The sequence below is a fragment of the Streptomyces sp. GL_141 genome, assembly GCF_057834385.1.
Map to the genome: position 1 here is coordinate 5,400,878 of NZ_CM174402.1, position 20,048 is coordinate 5,420,925.

Genomic DNA, 20,048 nt, shown 5'->3' on the forward strand with positions numbered 1-20,048 from the left:
ACTCCTTCTGCGAGAGGGGTGTTGAGGTGGGGAGGGCTACTTGGTGTGGACCGGGAAGGCGTGCGTGTGGAAACGGACCGTCTCCGTGCCCTCCGAGGGCGGCAGGTCGCGGTAGCTGTTGATCAGGTCGTGGACCTTGAGGACCAGCTCGTGGGTCTGCTCGGCGGTCAGCTTCAGCGAGAAGTCGCTGAGCTCGGAACTCCGCCGCCACTCCATCCCCCAGGTGTGGGCTTCGCCCAGCCAGGTGGACAGTTCCTGTTCGTGGATCTTCACGATCTCCGCGAGGAAGACCTCCGCGGCGCTGCGCGTGACGGGGTCGGGGTCGTAGATCAGAGCCTCGTCGAACTGGGTGCCGTCCTGGCATGCCTGCCACCAGCGCTCGCGGCCCTTGCCGTGTTCGGGGGCGTCCTCGACGAACCCGTACGCGGCGAGCTGACGCAGGTGGTAGCTGGTGGCCCCGCTCGATTCCCCGAGCCGCTCCGCCAGTTGCGAGGCGGTGGCCGGGCCGCGCCGCAGATCGCCCAGCAGGCGGATGCGCAGCGGGTGGGCCAGGCCGCGCAGGGAATGGGGGTCGAGCTTGCGGACCTTCGGCTCGGCCGGCTTCTGGGGATCGGGGTTCTGGGGGTCGGGCTTCTCGGGCATGCCCCCACAGTAGAGTTGCAAAGAAGTCTCTGCAAGGGTTTCTTTGCAACTACTTCTTTGCATCTCCTCGCGGGTGGTCGCGAGGTCACCCCTCCTTGATGAACCCCTCCGCCACCAGCCAGTCCTTCGCCACCTCGTGGGGGTCCTGCCCGTCCACGTCCACCAGCGCGTTGAGCCGCTGCGCCGTCTCCGTCGTCAGCCGCTTCGACAGGGGGTCCAGGAGGCCGGCGATCGCCGGGTACTTCTCCAGGGTCTTCGCGTGCAGCTCCGGCGCCGCGTTGTAGTTGGGGAAGAAGTGCCGGTCGTCGGCCAGGGTGTCCAGGTCCATGGCCTTGATCCGGCCGTCCGTGGTGAAGGCCTCGCCCAGCAGGCAGGAATCGGACGTGGAGACCTGGGTGTAGATGATCCCGGCGTCCATCTTCATCACGTTGCCCGCCGGGATCTCCATCCCGTACGCCTTCTCCATCCCCGGCAGCCCGTCCTCGCGCGAGGCGAACTCGTTCTCCACGCAGACCGTCACCGCCTTGGGGTCGCGCTGCGACAGCGCCGCCACGTCCGACATGGTCTTCAGCCCGTACTTGGCGTTGTTCTTCTTGCTGATGGCCAGCGTGTAGGTGTTGTTGAGCGTGGACGGCGCCAGCCATGCCACGCCGTTCTTCACGTCCGCGTCCCGCACCGCCTCCCACTGCGCGTACGGGTCCGTGATCGGCTTGTCGTTGCCCAGGTAGGTGATCCACGCCGTGCCCGTGTACTCGTACATGGCGTCCGCGTCGCCCTGGATGATCGCCTCACGGGCGCTGATCGACCCGGGCAGGTTGGTGCGGTCCAGCACCTCCGCGCCGGCCGCCTTGAAGATCAGGCCGATCATCTGGCCGAGCACGATGTTCTCGCTGAAGTTCTTCGAGGTGACCGTGAGCGAGGCGCCCTTGAGGGGCTGCCCCTGGCCGACCGAGCCCGGCAGGACGTCGTCCACCATCGGGGAGCCGCTCTTGAGCCCGCAGCCCGCGAGCGGCAGCCCCAGCGCCAGCAGGGCCGCGCAGGCCGTGGCCGTCCGTGCGGAGAGCTTGCCCATCTACGCCTCCAGCCCGCGCGGGGTCAGGACCGTCTCGGCCAGCGAGGCCAGCCAGTCCACGAACAGCGCCAGCGCCACCGTCAGCACCGAGCCCAGCACCAGCACCGGCATCCGCTGGGTCTGGATCCCGGAGGTGATCAGGTCGCCGAGGCCCCCGCCGCCGCCGAAGGTGGCCAGGGTCGCGGTGCCGACGTTGAGGACGAGGGCCGTCCGCACGCCCGCCAGGATCAGCGGGACGGCCAGCGGCAGTTCCACCTTCATCAGGGTTCCCATGGCGGACATCCCGATCCCGCGCGAGGCCTCCACCAGCTGCGGGTCGATGCCGCGCAGCCCCGCGACGGTGTTGGACAGCACGGGCAGGACGGCGTAGGCGACCATGCCGATGATCGCCGTCGAGGGTCCGATGCCGAGCCAGATGACCAGCAGGGCCAGCAGTCCGATGGCCGGGGTGGCCTGGCCGATGTTGGCAATGGCGGTGACCAGCGGGGCCGCCCTGCGCAGGCCGCGGCGGGTGAGGGCGATGCCGAGCGGGATCGCGATGATCAGCACCCAGAAGGTGGAGATCGCGGTGAGCTGGATGTGCTGCCACAGCCGGAGCTGCACGTTGCCGTCGGCCAGGGAGTTCTCGGCGATCGTGTCGAGGGTGGCGTTGGTGATCCACAGGTACGTGGCCAGCAGCACCAGTGCCAGCACGATCGGCAGGGTCACCAGCCGGGCCCAGGTGAGCCGGCTCCCGGGGCGGGGCGGCGCGATGGAGGCCATCACCGTCTCCTCGGGCCCGGGCTCCTCCGGATCGCGGAAGACGTGCCCCTTGAGCTCGTGCTCGCCGGGCGGGCGTTCGGGGGAGACCGGGTTGCGCGGGCTCATGAGCCCTCCGCGTCGTCCCGGAGCCCCTCCAGGTCCCGCTCGACGCGGTGGTGGCGCAGCTCCTCCAGGTCGTGCGCGTGCTCGGCGGCCGTCAGCCGGTCGGCCTCCAGCATCTCGTGCACGGAGTTCATCAGGGTCTCCATGTCCACGACGCCGATGTACTCGCCGCGCCGCCCGGTGACGGCCACCCGGCCGCCGCTGTCGGTGAGTACGGCCTCCAGGGCGTCGTGCAGGGTCGCGTCCCGGGTCACCGTGTCGTGCACGAGCTGGCCGGCCCGGGCGAGGGAGCCCTTGGCGCGCATCAGGTCGCCGCGGCGCAGCCATTTGTACGGGCGGCCGCGCCGGTCCAGCATCAACAGCTCGTTGCCCTGGCCGGCGCGCAGGGTGTTGAAGATCTGCTGGAGCGGGTCGTCCACGGACACGGTCGGGAACTCGGCGATCTCCACGTCCCGCACCCGGGTGAGGTTGAGCCGCTTGAGGGCCGCTCCGGCGCCGACGAACCCGGAGACGAAATCGTCGGCGGGGTTGGTGAGGATGGCCTCGGGGGTGTCGAACTGGGCGATGTGCGAGCGTTCGCGCAGGACGGCGATCCGGTCGCCCAGCTTGATGGCCTCGTCGAAGTCGTGGGTGACGAAGACGATCGTCTTGTGCAGCTCGTGCTGGAGCCGGATCAGCTCGTCCTGGAGGTGGTCGCGGGTGATGGGGTCGACGGCGCCGAAGGGCTCGTCCATCAGCAGGACGGGCGGGTCGGCGGCGAGTGCCCGGGCCACGCCCACCCGCTGCTGCTGGCCGCCGGAGAGCTGGCGCGGGTAGCGGCCGTGGAACTCGCGCGGGTCCAGGCCGACCAGGTCGAGCATCTCCTCCACCCGGTCCTTCACGCGGGACTTGGACCAGCCGGTCATCTTCGGGACCAGGGCGATGTTCTCGGCGACCGTCATGTGCGGGAAGAGCCCGGAGGACTGGATCGCGTACCCGATCTTGCGGCGCAGTTTGACCGGGTCCATGTCGGTGACGTCCTCGTCGCCGATCCGGATCCGGCCGGAGGTGGGCTCGATCAGCCGGTTGATCATCTTGAGGGTGGTGGACTTCCCGCAGCCGGAGGGGCCGACGAAGACCACCAGCTCGCCCGCCTTGATCTCCATGGAGACGTCGTCGACGGAGGGGTTGGGGTTGCCGGGGTAGCGCTTGGTGAGGTTCTCCAGCTGGATGGTGGCGCCGGAGGCGGCTGCGGGCTGCGGGCTCGCCGCCGGCTGCGGGCTCGCCGCCGGGGCGGACGTCGGCTCAGACACGGATTCCCCTCGGGATGGTGAGACGGCCGAGCAGGACGTACGCGGCGTCGAAGAGCAGGGCGAGGATGACGACGCCGAGCGTCCCCGCCAGGACCTGGTTGATGGCGTTGGCACTGCCGAGCGAGGCGATCCCGCGGAAGATCTCGTTGCCCAGGCCCGGCCCGGAGGCGTAGGCGGCGATGGCGGCGATGCCCATCAGCATCTGCGTGGAGACCCGGATGCCGGTCAGGATCGGCGGCCAGGCGAGCGGCAGCTCCACCTTCAGCAGCTGCGCGCCGCGCGACATCCCGATGCCCTTGGCGGCATCGACCAGGGCGGGATCCACCCCGCGCAGTCCCACGATGGAGTTGCGGACGATGGGCAGCAGCCCGTACAGCGTCAGGGCGATCACGGTCGGCGCGACGCCGAGGCCGACGATCGGGATCAGCAGGCCGATCATGGCGAGGGAGGGGATGGTCAGCACCGTCGAGGTGGAGGTGACCGCGAGGTTCCCCGCCCAGCCGCTGCGGTAGGTCAGGACCCCGATGGCGACGCCGAGGGCGGTCGCGATCACCATGCACTGGAAGACGGCGCTGGCGTGCTGGAAGGCGTCGGTGAGGAGCTGCTGGTGGCGGTTGGACAGGTAGGCCCAGAAACTCACGCCACGTCACCCCATCCGTTGTCGCCGCACGTCAGTCGTCCTCGGCCGCCTGTTCGACCAGGGGGATGATCCGCAAGGGTACGGGATTCTCCATGACAATCGCCGTCGAAGCCCTCACAATCCCATCAAACGCGACAACCCGGTCGATCACCCGCTGGAGATCCGCGTTGGACCGGGCCACGAGCCGGCACAGCATGTCCCCGTGCCCGGTCGTCGTGTGCAGCTCCAGCACCTCCGGCACCCCGTCCAAGTGGGCCCGTACGTCCGCCCCTTGACCCTGTTTGATCTCCAGCGTGGCGAAGGCCGTCACCGGGTACCCCAGGGCCGCCGGATCCACCTGCGGACCGAACCCCCGGATGACTCCGTTCGACTGAAGCCGGTCCAGCCGGGCCTGCGCGGTACCCCGCGCCACGCCGAGCCGGCGCGAGACCTCCAGAACCCCGATCCGGGGCTCGCGGGCGAGCAGGACGATGAGCCGGCCGTCGAGTTCGTCGATTCCCATGGCAGCCTCCGGGGCGGTCGGTCGGTGGTCATAGTGCACAGATATCCCAGCCATGGTGGGCTGAGACTGGTCAGTCTGTACAGCAGAAATGGAAACTATTGCGCAGCTTGTGGAACGGCGGGACTCTGCGGTCATGACTGAGACCCAGCCGCTCGACGCCGCACCCAGCACCGCCGCCAAGGCCGATCCCTTCCCCGTGAAGGGCATGGACGCGGTCGTCTTCGCCGTAGGCAACGCCAAGCAGGCCGCGCACTACTACTCGACCGCCTTCGGCATGAAGCTCGTCGCCTACTCCGGACCGGAGAACGGCACGCGCGAGACGGCCAGCTACGTCCTGACCAACGGCGCCGCGCGGTTCGTCCTCACCTCGGTCATCAAGGCCTCCACCGACCGCGGCCGCTTCCTCGCCGAGCACGTCGCCGACCACGGCGACGGCGTCGTCGACCTGGCCATCGAGGTCCCGGACGTCAAGGCGGCCTACGCCTACGCCGTCGAGCACGGCGCGCGCGGCCTGGACGAGCCCTACGAGCTCACCGACGAGTACGGCACGGTGCGGCTGGCGGCGATCGCCACCTACGGCCAGACCCGGCACACCCTGGTCGAGCGCGGCGACTACACCGGCCCCTACCTGCCCGGCTTCGTCTCCGTCGACCCGATGGTCGAGCCCCCGGCCAAGCGCACCTTCCAGGCCATCGACCACTGCGTGGGCAACGTCGAGCTCGGCCGGATGAACGAGTGGGTGGCCTTCTACAACAAGGTCATGGGCTTCACGAACATGAAGGAGTTCGTCGGCGACGACATCGCGACCGAGTACTCGGCGCTGATGTCGAAGGTCGTCGCGGACGGCACCCTGAAGGTGAAGTTCCCGATCAACGAGCCGGCGATCGCGAAGAAGAAGTCGCAGATCGACGAGTACCTGGAGTTCTACGGCGGCGCCGGCGTGCAGCACATCGCGCTCGCGACGAACGACATCGTCCGCACCGTGCGGGCGATGCGGGCGGCCGGCGTGACCTTCCTCGACACCCCGGACTCGTACTACGACACGCTCGGCGAGTGGGCCGGCGAGACCCGGGTGCCGGTCGAGACCCTGCGCGAGCTGAAGATCCTCGTCGACCGCGACGAGGACGGCTACCTGCTGCAGATCTTCACCAAGCCGGTCCAGGACCGCCCGACGGTCTTCTTCGAGATGATCGAGCGGCACGGGTCGATGGGCTTCGGCAAGGGCAACTTCAAGGCCCTGTTCGAGGCGATCGAGCGGGAGCAGGAGAAGCGGGGCAATCTGTAGATTGCGGAGTCCGGGCTCCCGGCCCGGCGGAGCCGGGGTTCCTGGGGCGCCGCCCCAGACCCCGCGCCTCAAACGCCGGCGAGGCTGGATCGGGCCGGCGCCGGCCCACACGTGAACGCCGGCGGGGCTGGACGGCGCGCAGCGCCATTTCAGCCCCGCCGGCGTTTGAGGCGCGGGTCCGGGCGGCGCCCGGGAAGCCCCGCGCAGCGGCCCCGCCCGATCAGCGCCCCTACGGCTTCGGCTTCGGCTTGGCGGCGGGCTTGGCTGCCTTCGGGAGTTCCGGGGCCACCCAGGGGGTGGTGGGCTGCATGTTTTCCGGGCCGCCCGCCGGGGGCTTGCCGATCGTCGCCAGGGCCTGCTTGGCCAGCGGTGCCCGGACCGGCGAGAAGCGCGGGTTCGTCCGCAGGGCCTCCTCCAGGTGCCGCCGCGCCCCGGCCACGTCGCCCAGGCCCCGCTCGATCACCGCCCGGTGGTACGAGAACTCCGCGAGCCGCAGCCCCTGCTCCGTGGCCTTCTTCGCGTACTCCAGCGCCCCCGCGTCATCGCCCGTCCTGTGCAGCGCCCAGCCCAGCGCGTCCGCCACCGGCAGGCTCTTGTGCCGGGCCCACTCCGCCGTGAGGCGGCGTACGGCCGCCGCCGGGTCGCCGTGGTCCGCCTCGAACCGGCCCAGCAGCAGCTCCTCGTTCACCCCGCTCCGCGCGGCCTGCGCCGCGAGCCCGTCGTACACCGCCTTCGCCTCCTCGCCCCGGCCCAGCGACTCCAGCAGCTCGCCCAGCTCCAGCGACAGCGCCGGCACCGCGGCCCGGCCCAGCGCCAGCCGGTAGTCCCGTACGGCCTCCCCGCCCCGGCCCAGCGCCGCCAGCACCCGCGCCCGCCCGCCCAGCGCTGCCGCCTGGCCCGGATCGGTGCGCAGCGCGGCCTCGTACTGCTTCAGCGCCTCCGCGTCGTCACCGCGCTCCCACGCCAGCTCCCCGAGCCGGAACAGCACGTACGCCTTCTCCGCCGGGGCCTTCGCCGCGCCCCCCGCGTGCTCCATGGACATGGCCGCGTCCTCGCGCCAGCCCCGGTCCCGGTACACCTGCGAGGCCTTCATGAAGGCGACCAGCCCCGGCCGCATGTCGACCAGGCGCTCCATCGCCTTCTCCGCCGCCTTGTAGTCCCCGAGCCCGCCGTACGCGTCCACGAGCACCGGGTACGCCGTCCACCGCTTCGGCGCCTGCGCCCGTACGAGCTCGCCCCACTTCTTCCCGGTCCCGAAGTCCCGCCGGGCGTTGGCCAGCGTGCCCATGCCCGTCATCGCGTCGAGGTTGCCCTTCTCGGCCGGGTGCAGCTCCAGCGAGCGCTTCAGCGCGCCCTCCGCCTTCGGGTACCAGGCGGGATCGGCCGTCCGCCGCGCCTGCTCCAGGTACGCGGAGCCCAGCACCGCCCACGAGGCCTCGTCCTTCGGGTGCTCCGCGACCCACGCCTCCCGGTCGGCGACCAGCGCCGACAGGTCCACCGCCGCCACCGGCGCGCCCATGCCGACCGCCGCGCGGGCCCGCTCGCTGGGCCCCGGCGGGCGCGCGTCGTCGCCCGTGCGGGCCGGCCGGATCAGCAGGGCCCCGGCGATCAGGACCACCAGGGCCGCCGCCGCCACGAGCGTCTTGCGGCCGGTGAAGGTCACGGGCGGGGCAGTCTGCTGCTGCCTCTCCTGAGAGACGGATGCGTCGCGCATAGGGTCCATGAGGTCACTGTGCGTCAATATGAAGAGCTCGCCGAGGTGTCCGAAGGGCGTCGCGGGCGTGTTCACACCGATGGCCCCGGGTGCCACGCTGGCCCCATGGCTGACGACATTGACGAACTTGGCGAAGTTGACGGAGTTGAGGGCGGGGCGCGCGAACTCCACGAGCTGCTCCTCGAAGGCCTCCCGCCCGAGGCCCTGCTGACGGACCCCCAGGTGACCGCCGCCTACGCCACCGACATGGCCAGCTTCTGCGCCGCCGGCACCCCGGCCGCGGTGGTCCTTCCCCGAACCGTCGAACAGGTCCAGCACGTCCTGCGCACCGCCCACGCCCTGCGCGTGCCCGTGGTCCCCCAGGGCGCCCGTACGGGTCTGTCGGGCGCGGCCAACGCCTCCGACGGCTGCATCGTGCTGTCCCTCGTCGCGATGGACCGGATCCTGGAGATCGACACCGTCGACCGGATCGCCGTCGTCGAACCGGGCGTCGTCAACGCCGTCCTCTCGCGCGCCGTCGCCGAACGCGGCCTGCACTACCCGCCGGACCCCTCCAGCTGGGAGCAGTGCACCATCGGCGGGAACATCGGCACCGCCGCCGGCGGTCTGTGCTGCGTCAAGTACGGGGTCACCGCCGAGTACGTCCTCGGCCTCGACGTGGTCCTCGCCGACGGCCGGCTCCTGCGGACCGGCCGGCGCACCGCCAAGGGCGTCGCGGGGTACGACCTCACCCGCCTGTTCGTCGGCTCCGAAGGCAGCCTCGGCGTCGTCGTCCGGGCCGTCCTCGCCCTGCGCCCGGCCCCGCCCCGCCAGCTCGCGCTGGCCGCCGAGTTCCCCACCGCCGCGGCCGCCTGCGCAGCCGTCTGCGCCGTCATGGAGGCAGGCCTGACGCCCTCGCTGCTGGAGCTGATGGACCGTACGACCGTCCGCGCCGTCAACGCGCTCGGCAAGATGGGCCTGCCCGAGACCACCGAGGCCCTGCTGCTCGCCGCCTTCGACACCCCGCACGCGCCCGAGGACCTGGCCGCCGTGGGGGCGCTGTGCACCGCCGCCGGGGCGAGCGCCGTCGTACCCGCCGAGGACCGGGCGGAGTCCGAACTGCTCCTCCAGGCCCGCCGGATGGCGCTGCCCGCCCTGGAGGCCCTGCGGCCCGCGACGATGATCGACGACGTGTGCGTACCGCGCACCCGGCTCGCCGAGATGCTGGACGGGACCGCGGCCATCGCCCGTGCGCACGACCTGCTCATCGGGGTCTGCGCGCACGCCGGCGACGGGAACACCCACCCCATCGTCTGCTTCGACCCCGCCGACGAGGACGAGGCCCGGCGGGCCCGCGCGTCCTTCGAGGAGATCATGGCGCTGGGGCTCGAACTGGGCGGAACCATCACGGGGGAGCACGGGGTGGGCGTCCTGAAGAAGGACTGGCTCGCCCGCGAACTCGGCCCGGTGGGCCTGGAGATGCAGCGCGCCGTCAAGCACGCCTTCGACCCGGAGGGACTGCTCAACCCGGGCAAGCTCTTCTGAGCCGGGGGAAGTTCCCGTACGGGGCGCCGTACGTGGCGCCGTACGGGGCCTGGTGCCCGGGCCGTCACAGGTCGCCGTCCGCCGACTCGTCCGACGGCCACGGGTCGCGCATCCACAGCTCGTCGGCCGGCGTCGGGGCGAGCAGCTCGGCCAGGGCCGCGTCCAGGCCGAGCCGGTCGGCCTCGGTGCCGGGCGGCACGATCCGCAGGGTCCGCTCCAGCCAGGCCGACACCGACACGGCGGGAGCCTCCAGCAGGGCGTCGCCGTCGGGGGAGCTGAGCGCCATGCACAGGACGGCCTGCTGGCCGACCTTCGTGGGCCAGATCCGCACGTCGCCGTGGCCGCACGGGCGGAACACCCCCTCGACCAGCAGCTCGCGGGCGAAGGTCCAGTTGACCGGAGTGCTGGAGCCGGTGTGGAAGGTGATGTGCACGGCGTACGGGTCGTCCGTCAGGTACAGCAGGCGGGCGGGGACGGGGACGCTGCGCTCGGGGGACAGGACCAGCTTCAGTTCCAGCTCGCGTTCGACGACGGGGTGGTGCATGGCGGCCTCACTTCGGTACGGGGTACGTGTTCGGGTGGTGCGCGGGGCCTTCCGTGGGCCCGCACCCGGAGAGAGCGCCGAAGTGCCCGGGTATGACGCGACTTCGCGAGGCACATCGAGGAATGGCCGAAATCAATCGGCTGACCGAAATCTTCCGTACGGGGCTGAGCTCGTCAGGGTTCGCCAGGGTTCGCCCGAACGCTTGGATTCTCCCGTTACCGGACCTGTCGGGGGGCGGTTCTTGGCTATGGTCCACCCCTGCAAGAAGCCTCAAGCCACGATCGGAGTTGGGGACATTGACGGCCTCCCCTGGTGACGGCGAGCACGCGGCCCGCGAGGGCTACTACCCCGATCCGTCCATCCCCGGGTACGTCAGGTTCTGGAACGGCCTGAACTGGGTTCCCGGTACGAGCCGCCCCGCGGCCCCTGCCGACGAGACGGGTCCCGTGTTCCTCGACCAGACGGGGGTGAGCGAGGCGCTGCGCGAGCCGGACCGATCCGAACACAGACCGCAGCCCCGCCCCGCACCGGCCCCCACCCCTGCACCGGCCCCCGCACCGGCACCGGTACCGGCCCCCGCGTCCTGGCCGGAGCCCGCCGGATCGGCGGCGGCGCCGGCCGCGCGGTCCGAGGTGGAGTCCTGGTCGGAGTCCGTCGCGCGGTCGGATTTCGAGCCCTGGCCGGCGGCCGGTTCGGAGACCGGGCCGGAGTCCGGGCCCGGGCCCGGGTCCGAGCCCGCGTCCGGGTCCGGGTCCGGGCAAGGGGCCGAGTCCGTGGAGTGGCAGGCCGATCCGCTCCACCAGTCCGGGTTCGGCGGGCCGCGCGACCACCGGGTGTCCTGGGGCCACGAGGAGGAGGCCTCCGCCGCCCGCCCCGCCGGGATCTCCCTGGCCCGCCCGCCCGTCCCGGCCCCCACACCGCACCAGGCGCAGGGACCGGCAGGAGCACCGGCTCAGGCTCACCGCTCGGCGCAGGCCCAGGCGCAGGTCCCCGCGCACCGCTCGGCCCAGGCCCAGGCCCAGGCGCCGGCTCACCGCTCGGCGCAGGCCCCGGCCCGGCACCCGGCCCCGGCCTCCGTGTCGGCCGCCCTGCCCGCGCAGGGGTCCGGCTCCGCCGCCCCGGGCGGCCTCGGCATCCTGTCGGCGCCCTCCCCGCTCGCGGCCCGTGCCGCCGCCGCAGCCCCCGCGCCCGTGTGGCCCGCCGCCCCGGGTTCGCCCGGCTCGGACCCGGAGCCGGTGGAGCGGGCGCGGCGCGCCGAGCGCCCGGCCCCGGCCGTCCCGGCGGAGCCCGCCCGGCGCGTGGCCCCCGTAGAGCCGGCCGAGCGTGCGGAGCGGGCCGGGGTCGCCGTGTCCCCGGCTCCGCGTCCCGAGCGGACCGGACGCGCGGTGTTCGAGCGGATGGCGGAGCGCGCCGTGCGCCCCGCCGGGCTCGTGCGGCGCGCGACGGCCCGGCTGCTGGACTTCCTCGTGTACGCCGCCGTCGCGACCGGGGTGGCGCTGCCCCTCGTGCCCGGGGCGACCGCGCACCTCCAGGCCAAGGTGGACGCCGCCCGGGCGGGCGGCCGGACCACCACCGTGTGGCTGCTCGACGGGACCATCGCGGGCTCGCTCGGGCTCGTCCTGGGCGCCGTCCTCCTCTTCGGCGTCTTCTACGAAGCCCTGCCCACCGCCCGTTGGGGCCGCACCCCGGGCAAGAAGCTGCTCGGCGTACGGGTCCTGGCCACCGCCACGCTGCGCCCGCCCCGCTTCGGCGCGGCACTGCGCCGCTGGCTCGTGTACGCCCTCCTGGGCCTCCCGGGGGCCCTGTGGGCCCTCGCGGACCGCCCGCGCCGCCGGACCCTCCACGACCGCGCCGCACGCACGTACGTGGCCCGCTAGGGCCTGCCGGCAAACTCCCGTCCCCCGAATGGACGCGCTCCCGTTGCGGGCCGCTCCGGGCCGGGTTCGACTCGGGCCATGAGCACCGACCAGCCGCCGCCGGGCCAGCCGCCCGAGGACGACCCGTTCCTCAAGAAGCCCCAGGAACCGACGCCTCCGCCGTCGGGTGGTTCGCCGTACGGCTCACCGCCCGCAGGCGCCGGCGGAGGCTTCCCGCCGCCCCCGCCCGGAGGCGGCGGGGGCTATCCTCCGCAGCCCCCGCCCGGGGGAGGCGGCTTTCCGCCCCCGCCGCCCCCGTACAACGGAGGCGCGGGCGGGGGCGACCCGTACGGCGGTGGTGGCGGCTACGGCATGCCCGACCCGCTCGCCGGGATGCCGCCGCTCGCCGACTTCGGCAAGCGGCTCGCCGCCCGCGTCATCGACCTGCTGATCATCGCCGTGCCGCTGTTCGTCATCCAGCTCCTCGCCGGTGACCGCAACCGCTACACGGTCGAGACGAACAAGGGCGAGGACGTCACCGAGGTCATCACCAAGTCCTACAGCGGCAGCGGTCTGGTCATGACGCTGATCTCGATCGTCGCCTACGTGGGCTACGACTGGTGGTTCGTCAAGAAGAACGGCCAGACCCTCGGCAAGAAGTGGATGGGCCTGCGCGTCGCGATGCTCAACGACGGCAGCGTCCCGCAGTCCAACGCCGCGCTCTCCCGCGCCGCCGTGCTCTGGCTGCCGACGCTGATCTGCTGCTTCTGCCTGTGGCCGATCGCGCTCGTCATCTCGATGCTCGTCGACAAGCCGTACAAGCAGGGTCTGCACGACAAGGTGGCCAAGACCGTGGTGGTCCAAGCCGCATAGAAGGCCACCGAGCTGCGCGGTCCGGTGCGCGGGCGGTCTCCCCACGGGGGAGGCCGCCCGCGCCGCGGTGTGCGCGGGGTCAGTGGTGCACGGGGTGTTCCACCGGGGCCGGTGCGGGAGCGCCGGCCGGCATGTCCTGCGGCACGGTGTCCGGACCCCCCGGGTACGCAGAGGCGGTCCTCGTACGGGTCGCCGCGTGCCGCCCGCGCCGGCGGGGCAGCGGGACGGTGAGTGCGACGAGGAGCCCGAGGGCGAGGGCGGCGGCGGAGATGACCGCGACGCCGAGTCCCGTACTCGTCTGCGAGAGCAGCAGCATGGCGATCGTCGACACGATGACGGTGGCGGACCCGTAGGCGAGCTGTGCGGCAGTCGGACGCGGCATGGCGATATCCGTCCTCGAAGCGGGAGGGGGAGTCGGCTCGACCAGGTCTGGCGACGAGTGACTCTACGACGGTGGATGCCCGAGCGGAACTGTCGGTAAGCGCGACCTCACCCGCGGGAGGGGAAGCAGCGGAGCACGGGGGGCGCACGGGGGGCACCGGTGGGGTTCGGGGGGCGGGGAGGGGCGGGTGCGGCCGATGAGGTTCGATGGCGGTCGGATGCGGGGCGGATGCGGGTTGGGTGCCGGGCGGATGCCGGGCGGATGTCGGTCCGGTGCGGGTCCGGTGCGGGTCCACTGAGGGGCTGGAAGTCCCGTTCGTCCGCTATGACCGCGGAACGTCCGTATAGCGGAACTCGGTGACCGCATAGTGCAGTTGTAAGGAACAAGTCAAGGTCTGTCTTTTCTTGCGACTCTCCGGTCAAATGTCGTCACTTGAGACGCGCGCCGCACGGAACCCCCCACTCCTACGGAGAAGTTCCGCACCACCTTCGCGGCCGCGGGAGGGGAACGACATCAAGTGACCAGCAACTCGGCCAGAAGACGAGCGCTGCGCGCCGCCGCAATCGGCGTGACCCTGGCAGCGACGGCGGCCACCGGCGCCGCCTTCACGATGGCCACGGCAGACCCGGGTGCGAAGGTGTCTGCCGCGGACCGCCAGGACCCGACCGCTCCCTCCAAGGAGCAGGTCAAGCACAACCTCCAGGGCCCGTTCAGCGAGCAGCAGGCGCAGGCCCGCAAGGCCGCCCTGGAGCAGGTGCTGAGCGGCAAGAAGGACGTCGAGCAGCGGGGCGCTTCCAAGGTCGTCAAGCTCGACGACAAGAAGTACGTCGAGCTCGGCCGCGAGAAGACCGACAAGATCTTCACGATCCTCGTCGACTTCGGCGACCAGGTGGACAACACCACCACGTTCGACCCGGACGGCCCCGGCCCCAAGCCGGCCGTGCCGAAGTACGGCGGCACCCCGGGCCCGCTGCACAACCAGATCGCCCAGCCCGACCGTGCGGTCAACAACAGCACGGCCTGGCGCAAGGACTTCAACCGCGCGTACTTCCAGGACCTGTACTTCGGTACCGGTGCCGGCAAGAACTCGCTGAAGACCTACTACGAGAAGACCTCCTCGGGCCGTTACTCGGTCGAGGGCGAGGTCGCCGACTGGGTCAAGGTCCCGTACAACGAGGCCCGCTACGGCTCGAACTACTGCGGCCAGACCAACTGCGCCAACGTCTGGGACACGGTCAAGGACGGCGTGACCGCCTGGGCCGAGGGCCAGAAGAAGGCCGGCAAGACCGACGCCCAGATCAAGGCGCAGATGGCCCAGTACGACCTCTGGGACCGCTACGACTTCGACGGCGACGGCAACTTCAACGAGCCCGACGGCTACATCGACCACTTCCAGATCGTCCACGCGGGCGAGGACGAGTCGGCCGGCGGCGGCGTGCAGGGCACCAACGCCCTGTGGGCCCACCGCTGGTACGCCTACGGGACCGAGGCCGGCAAGAACGGCCCCGCGAACAACAAGGCCGGCGGCACCCAGATCGGCAACACCGGCATCTGGGTCGGCGACTACACGATGCAGCCCGAGAACGGCGGCCTCGGCGTCTTCGCGCACGAGTACGGCCACGACCTGGGCCTGCCGGACCTCTACGACACCTCCGGTGGCGGCGAGAACTCGGTCGGCTTCTGGTCCCTGATGTCGGCGGGCTCCTGGCTCGGCAACGGCAAGGACTCCATAGGCGACCTCCCGGGCGACATGACCGCCTGGGACAAGTTCCAGCTGGGCTGGCTGAACTACGACAAGGCCAAGGCCGCGACGAAGTCCACCCACAAGCTGGGCGTCTCGGAGTACAACACCAAGGACAAGCAGGCGCTGCTCGTCGACCTTCCGAAGAAGAAGGTCACCACCGACATCGTCGCCCCCGCCGAGGGTGCTTCGCAGTGGTGGAGCAACATGGGTGACGACCTCAAGAACACCCTCACCCGCTCGGTCGACCTGACGGGCAAGTCCTCCGCGGCCCTGTCCCTCAAGGGCTGGTGGGACATCGAGGCGGAGTACGACTTCCTGTACACCGAGGTCTCCACCGACGGTGGCGCCAGCTGGACCGCGCTCGCCGGCACCGCCGACGGCGTGGCCATCCCGGTCGACGCTTCCAACAGCCCGTCGCTCACCGGCGTCTCGGGTGCCTGGAAGAACCTGAACTACTCGCTGAACGCCTACGCGGGCAAGAAGGTCGACCTCCGCTTCCGCTACCAGACGGACGGCGGCGCGGGCGGCAAGGGCTTCACGGGCGACGCGCTCACCATCACGGCGGACGGCGCCACGCTGTTCACCGACGGTGCCGAGGCCGGCGACAACGGCTGGGCCGGCAAGGGCTTCTCCCGCATCGGCGCCGGCTTCACCAAGGAGTACGCCCAGTACTACCTGGCCGAGAACCGCCGCTACGTCTCGTACGACAAGACCCTCAAGGTCGGTCCGTACAACTTCGGCTTCGCCAACACGAAGCCGAACTGGGTCGAGCACTACGCCTACCAGGACGGCCTCCTGATCTGGCAGTGGGACACCTCCCAGAAGGACAACAACACCAGCCAGCACCCCGGCTCCGGTCTGATCCTTCCGATCGACGCCAACGCCAAGCCGATGAAGTGGTCGGACGGCACCCTGCTGCGCAACAAGATCCAGCCGTACGACGCCGCCTTCAGCGCGTACAAGACGGACGCGATCACCCTGCACAAGAACGGCCAGGAGCTCTTCCTGAAGCCCAAGCCCGCGCAGCTCGTCTTCGACGACCACAAGGGCAAGTACTTCTACGACGAGAACCCGACCGGCTCGGTGAAGGTCACTGACACCAACACCAAGATCAAGATCGTGAAGGAGACCTACGACGGTCTCGTCATGACGGTCGAGGTCGGCCCGTCCGTTCAGTAATTCAGTAAAACCGCAGGTCAAAACATGATCGGCCGTCGCCCTCTAGCGGGCGGCGGCCGATCGCGTTTAGATGCGTGGGCTGAGTTTCTTATTGACGGGGGAGATGAAGACATGCCCGGTGGAGGTTTCGTCCGATTGCCAGGCGGCAGCGTGGTCGTCGCGCTCACGCTGCCCAGACCGCCCGCGGAAGGTGCCGTCAAGGGCGTGGTCAAGGGTGTCGTCATGGGCGGGGCAGGTGGCTTCGCGGGCGGCATCGAAGGTGGAAACGTCCGGGTGCTGGTGCACGCGGTGAACCGGGCCCGCGCCCTGACCAGGCTGCGGAACCTCGGACTGCGCGCCGTCTACCTGCGCGGCAACGCCGAGCCGCCCACCCCGGACGAGATCACCGCCGTCCTGCACCACCCCGACGGCCTGCTGTGGCGCTCCGCGCCCGACCGGGCGGCGGAGCTGTGGCACCCGATCAGGGCCCTGCTGGGGTGACCGGGCGGGGCTGAGCCCGCGCCGGGGGGCGCCCCTGCCGGCGCCCTGCCGGGGCCAGTGGCGCCCTGCCGGGGCCCTCCCGGGCCGCCGTAGCGCCCCGGGCGGGCCCCGCCGGTGTCGGGCGTCAGCCGGCCACCACGGGGGTCCCGCTCAGCTCCACCCCGGCTTCCCGGAGCTCGGCCAGCGCACGGGTCGTGGTGTGCGGGGCCACCCCGGCCGTCAGATCGAGCAGCACGTGGGTGCGGAACCCCGCGCGGGCCGCGTCCAGGGCGGTGGCCTTGACGCAGTGGTCGGTGGCGATGCCGACCACGTCGACCTCGGTGACCTGCCGGTCGCGCAGCCACTGCGTGAGCCCGAGGCCGTTCTCGTCCGCGCCCTCGAAACCGCTGTACGCGGCCTCGTACGCCCCCTTGTCGAAGACGGCGGCGACGGCCCCCGAGGCGACGGCGGGCGCGAAGTTCGGGTGGAAGCCCACGCCCTCGGTCCCGGCGACGCAGTGCACCGGCCAGGAGGTCTCGTAGTCCGGCTGGGCCGGCGGGTGCGCGAAGTGGGACCCGGGGTCGACGTGGTGGTCGCGGGTGGCGACGACGTGCCGGTACCCGGCGGTGGCCTGGCCGATGAGCTCGGTGATGGCGGCGGCGATGTCGGCTCCGCCGGTGACCGCGAGGCTGCCGCCCTCGCAGAAGTCGTTCTGTACGTCGACGACGATCAGTGCGCGGTGCATGTCCGGTGCCCTTCGGCTTGGTGTGTGGTGGGCGGGGACCCTGCGGGGGCTCTTCCCCCACCCCGCCCCTTCCCGAAACTGGGGGCTGCGCCCCCAGCCCCCCTTTCGCGGGGCTCCGCCCCGCACCCCCGCGCCTCAAACGCCGGCGGGGCTGGATTTTCCAGCCCGTCCGGCGTTTGAGGACCGGGTCTGGGCGGAGCCCGGGGAACGGTGGAAGGGCGGGTAGGGGACAAGCCCCGCAGGGCCCGCCCCCCCCGAGGAGCTACGCGTACTCGGTCGGGATCACGGCTTCGCCCCGCGAGAGCTGCGTCGCGGAGAGCGGCAGATCCGCCAGGACGTCGCGGTGGCGGTCGCGGGCCGTCTCCAGGGACTCGCGGGCCACGACTTCGCCGCCCTTGACCAGCTCCACCAGGAGCTGCTTGTCCGCCAGCGCCGCCGGCACCGGCCCGGTCCCGAGGACCTCCGCCTCGGCGACCCCCTCGGAGTCGACCCGCCGGGCCGCCCACTTGCGCCCCCCGACGGAGGTCTTGCCGCCCGAGGACTTCTTCGCCACCGACACCAGCGGCGCCTTCGGATCGGCCGAGGCCGCCCGCGCCACCAGCTTGTAGACCATCGAGCACGTCGGGTGCCCGCTGCCCGTCACCAGCTGGGTGCCGACCCCGTACGCGTCCACCGGGGCGGCCGCCAGCGAGGCGATCGCGTACTCATCCAGGTCCGAGGTCACCACGATCTTCGTCGCGGTCGCCCCCAGCTCGTCGAGCTGCTGCCGCACCCGGTGCGCGACCAGCAGCAGGTCCCCGGAGTCGATCCGGACGGCGCCCAGGTCCGTCCCGGCGACCTCCACGGCCGTCCGGACCGCTTCCGCCACGTCGTAGGTGTCCACCAGCAGCGTGGTGCCGCTGCCCAGCGAGGCCACCTGGGCGGTGAAGGCGTCCCGCTCGCTGTCGTGCAGCAGGGTGAAGGCGTGGGCGCTGGTGCCGACCGTCGGGATCCCGTACCGGAATCCGGCCGCCAGGTCCGAGGTCGAGGTGAAACCGCCGACGTACGCGGCACGCGCCGAGGCGACGGCCGCCAGTTCGTGCGTGCGCCGGGCGCCCATCTCGATCAGCGGCCGGCCGCCGGCGGCCGAGGACATCCGCGAGGCGGCCGCGGCGATCGCGGAGTCGTGGTTGAGGATCGACAGGATCACGGTCTCCAGCAGCACGCACTCGGCGAAGCTGCCCTCGACGCGCAGGACCGGGGAGCCGGGGAAGTAGACCTCGCCCTCCGGGTAGCCCCAGATGTCGCCGGAGAAGCGGTACGAGGCGAGCCAGTCGAGGGTGCGGGCGTCGACGACGCCGCGCTCGCGCAGGAACTCCAGTACGGCGCCGTCGAAGCGGAAGTTCTCCACCGCGTCGAGCACCCGGCCGGTCCCCGCGATCACCCCGTAGCGGCGCCCCTCGGGGAGCCGCCGGGTGAACACCTCGAAGACCGAGCGGCGGTCGGCCGTGCCGTTGGCCAGCGCGGCCTGCAACATCGTGAGCTCGTAATGGTCCGTGAAGAGCGCTGTCGACGGCACGTCCACCGGCAGGCCCAGGTCCGCAGGGTTCATGCGACGGATGCTAGCGCACATCTCGTCAAAGTGACGAGATGTAGGGGCCCGTTTGTGCGACGGGCCCCCGTCAGTGGCAGCATGGGACAAGTGAGTGTTGCTCCCATTGAGATCGAACGCACCGAATCGGCCGAAGAGACCTTCGCGGTCCCCGAACCCGACGTCCCGTGGGTGACCCTGGTGCACAACGACCCGGTCAACCTCATGAGCTACGTGACGTACGTGTTCCAGGCGTACTTCGGCTACTCCAAGGACAAGGCGAACAAGCTGATGATGGACGTCCACCACAAGGGTCGGGCGGTCGTCTCCAGCGGCAGCCGTGAGGAGATGGAACGGGACGTGCAGGCCATGCACGGCTACGGCCTCTGGGCGACCATGTCCCAGGACCGCAACTGATGGGCGGCGTGTTCGAGCCCCTGAAGGCCGGCGGGGCCGCCATCGCGCTCGACGAGATCGAGATCTCGATCCTGCGCTCCCTGGCCGTGCAGCTGCTGGAGCTCATCGGCCCCGGCGAGCCGGAGCCCGAGCCGGACGCCGACCCGCTGGCCGCGCTCTTCGCCGCCTCCGACGGCCCGACCGAGCCCCCGTCCGACCCGGCCCTGGCCCGGCTCTTCCCCGACGCCTACGGCGGCCCGGAGACCCCCGCGAACGCCGACACGGAGGAGCTGCGGGCCCACTCGGCCGAATTCCGCCGCTTCACCGAGAACGACCTGCGCACCCGCAAGCGGGAGGACGCGCTGGCCGTCGTACGCAGCCTGGACGGGCTGAGCCCGGGCGGCGACGGGGCGGCCGTCCTGGAGGTCGGCGGGGAGCTGCGGCTGCGCTGGCTCGGCGCCCTGAACGACCTGCGGCTCACCATCGCGGCCCGCCTCGACATCACGGAGGACGACGAGAGCGCGGTGCTGTTCCGGCTGCCGGACGACGATCCGCGCAAGCCGATGGTGATGGCGTACCTCTGGCTCGGCGGCCTCCAGGAGACCCTCGTGGAGACGCTCGCCGACACCCTCTGAGGGGCTCCGCGGGCGTGCTCCGGCGAACCCTCTGACCCACCATCCTCTGAGGGGCCTCAAGCGCGTCGGCCGTTCGCTCAGCGGACGCTCAAATCCGGATAACGATCAGGTCACCACCATGTGGTGACCT

19 protein-coding genes are annotated in these 20,048 nt (G+C 71.6%); 8 read left to right on the forward strand and 11 right to left on the reverse strand.

Annotated features, from left to right (window positions below):
- Positions 1-36: 36 nt before the first annotated feature.
- The 6 genes from AC3IX6_RS23930 to AC3IX6_RS23955 all read right to left on the reverse strand — a co-directional run bounded on the left by AC3IX6_RS23930 (position 37) and on the right by AC3IX6_RS23955 (position 5,012).
- Positions 37-642, reverse strand: a complete 606-nt coding sequence (locus tag AC3IX6_RS23930; protein ID WP_489364453.1) for an ArsR/SmtB family transcription factor — start codon at positions 640-642, stop codon at positions 37-39.
- An 85-nt stretch (positions 643-727) separates the two neighbouring features.
- Entirely contained in the window at positions 728-1,714 is a 987-nt protein-coding gene (locus AC3IX6_RS23935) for a glycine betaine ABC transporter substrate-binding protein (RefSeq protein ID WP_489364455.1), read from the reverse strand.
- Positions 1,715-2,581 carry an ABC transporter permease gene (locus tag AC3IX6_RS23940; RefSeq protein ID WP_489364457.1) on the reverse strand — a complete coding sequence of 289 codons (867 nt, stop codon included), beginning with the start codon at positions 2,579-2,581 and terminating at the stop codon, positions 1,715-1,717.
- A complete protein-coding gene (locus AC3IX6_RS23945) occupies positions 2,578-3,870 on the reverse strand; it encodes a betaine/proline/choline family ABC transporter ATP-binding protein (RefSeq protein WP_489364459.1) in 1,293 nt (430 codons plus the stop codon). Before AC3IX6_RS23945 ends, AC3IX6_RS23940 begins: the two co-directional genes overlap by 4 nt.
- The gene (locus AC3IX6_RS23950; RefSeq protein ID WP_274552927.1) at positions 3,863-4,510 is read right to left on the reverse strand and encodes an ABC transporter permease; all 648 of its coding nucleotides are present in this window, start codon (positions 4,508-4,510) and stop codon (positions 3,863-3,865) included. The genes AC3IX6_RS23945 and AC3IX6_RS23950 overlap by 8 nt, the downstream gene beginning before the upstream one ends.
- A 31-nt stretch (positions 4,511-4,541) precedes the next feature.
- Positions 4,542-5,012 (reverse strand): Lrp/AsnC family transcriptional regulator, encoded by a 471-nt coding sequence (locus AC3IX6_RS23955; protein WP_112448141.1) that lies wholly within the window; start codon positions 5,010-5,012, stop codon positions 4,542-4,544.
- Between the two features lie 133 nt (positions 5,013-5,145).
- Here AC3IX6_RS23955 and hppD point away from each other — a divergent pair, with 133 nt between their 5' ends.
- On the forward strand, positions 5,146-6,297 hold the full coding sequence (gene hppD / locus AC3IX6_RS23960) for a 4-hydroxyphenylpyruvate dioxygenase (protein ID WP_489364461.1): 1,152 nt from the start codon (positions 5,146-5,148) through the stop codon (positions 6,295-6,297).
- Between the two features lie 229 nt (positions 6,298-6,526).
- Here the strand turns inward: hppD and AC3IX6_RS23965 are convergent, their stop codons facing one another.
- On the reverse strand, positions 6,527-8,020 hold the full coding sequence (locus AC3IX6_RS23965) for a tetratricopeptide repeat protein (RefSeq protein ID WP_489364463.1): 1,494 nt from the start codon (positions 8,018-8,020) through the stop codon (positions 6,527-6,529).
- 96 nt (positions 8,021-8,116) lie between these two features.
- Between AC3IX6_RS23965 and AC3IX6_RS23970 the strand changes: the two genes are divergently transcribed.
- A complete protein-coding gene (locus AC3IX6_RS23970) occupies positions 8,117-9,535 on the forward strand; it encodes an FAD-binding oxidoreductase (RefSeq protein ID WP_489364465.1) in 1,419 nt (472 codons plus the stop codon).
- 64 nt (positions 9,536-9,599) lie between these two features.
- On the opposite strand, the gene AC3IX6_RS23975 is transcribed toward AC3IX6_RS23970, so the two are convergent.
- Entirely contained in the window at positions 9,600-10,079 is a 480-nt protein-coding gene (locus AC3IX6_RS23975) for an SsgA family sporulation/cell division regulator (RefSeq protein ID WP_489364467.1), read from the reverse strand.
- 296 nt (positions 10,080-10,375) lie between these two features.
- Here AC3IX6_RS23975 and AC3IX6_RS23980 point away from each other — a divergent pair, with 296 nt between their 5' ends.
- Together AC3IX6_RS23980 and AC3IX6_RS23985 are read left to right on the forward strand one after the other, a co-directional pair.
- A complete protein-coding gene (locus AC3IX6_RS23980) occupies positions 10,376-11,956 on the forward strand; it encodes an RDD family protein (RefSeq protein ID WP_489364469.1) in 1,581 nt (526 codons plus the stop codon).
- A 78-nt stretch (positions 11,957-12,034) separates the two neighbouring features.
- Positions 12,035-12,808 carry an RDD family protein gene (locus tag AC3IX6_RS23985; protein ID WP_489364470.1) on the forward strand — a complete coding sequence of 258 codons (774 nt, stop codon included), beginning with the start codon at positions 12,035-12,037 and terminating at the stop codon, positions 12,806-12,808.
- A 79-nt stretch (positions 12,809-12,887) separates the two neighbouring features.
- Here AC3IX6_RS23985 and AC3IX6_RS23990 read toward each other — a convergent pair whose 3' ends face one another.
- Positions 12,888-13,190 (reverse strand): hypothetical protein, encoded by a 303-nt coding sequence (locus tag AC3IX6_RS23990; protein WP_489364472.1) that lies wholly within the window; start codon positions 13,188-13,190, stop codon positions 12,888-12,890.
- 517 nt (positions 13,191-13,707) lie between these two features.
- On the opposite strand from AC3IX6_RS23990, the gene AC3IX6_RS23995 reads away from it, so the two are divergent.
- A complete protein-coding gene (locus AC3IX6_RS23995; RefSeq protein ID WP_489364474.1) occupies positions 13,708-16,113 on the forward strand; it encodes an immune inhibitor A domain-containing protein in 2,406 nt (801 codons plus the stop codon).
- A 111-nt stretch (positions 16,114-16,224) separates the two neighbouring features.
- Positions 16,225-16,593 carry a hypothetical protein gene (locus AC3IX6_RS24000; protein ID WP_489364476.1) on the forward strand — a complete coding sequence of 123 codons (369 nt, stop codon included), beginning with the start codon at positions 16,225-16,227 and terminating at the stop codon, positions 16,591-16,593.
- 124 nt (positions 16,594-16,717) lie between these two features.
- On the opposite strand, the gene AC3IX6_RS24005 is transcribed toward AC3IX6_RS24000, so the two are convergent.
- Both AC3IX6_RS24005 and AC3IX6_RS24010 read right to left on the reverse strand, forming a co-directional pair.
- Complete coding sequence (locus AC3IX6_RS24005; RefSeq protein WP_489364478.1) at positions 16,718-17,317, reverse strand: isochorismatase family protein; 600 nt, start codon at positions 17,315-17,317, stop codon at positions 16,718-16,720.
- A 262-nt stretch (positions 17,318-17,579) separates the two neighbouring features.
- Positions 17,580-18,908: a nicotinate phosphoribosyltransferase gene (locus tag AC3IX6_RS24010; protein ID WP_489364480.1), complete on the reverse strand. Its 1,329-nt coding sequence runs from the start codon at positions 18,906-18,908 to the stop codon at positions 17,580-17,582.
- An 81-nt stretch (positions 18,909-18,989) separates the two neighbouring features.
- Here AC3IX6_RS24010 and clpS point away from each other — a divergent pair, with 81 nt between their 5' ends.
- Positions 18,990-19,304 carry an ATP-dependent Clp protease adapter ClpS gene (gene clpS, locus AC3IX6_RS24015; protein WP_243337276.1) on the forward strand — a complete coding sequence of 105 codons (315 nt, stop codon included), beginning with the start codon at positions 18,990-18,992 and terminating at the stop codon, positions 19,302-19,304.
- Positions 19,304-19,918, forward strand: a complete 615-nt coding sequence (locus AC3IX6_RS24020; RefSeq protein WP_489364482.1) for a DUF2017 domain-containing protein — start codon at positions 19,304-19,306, stop codon at positions 19,916-19,918. Before clpS ends, AC3IX6_RS24020 begins: the two co-directional genes overlap by 1 nt.
- Positions 19,919-20,048: the final 130 nt, after the last annotated feature.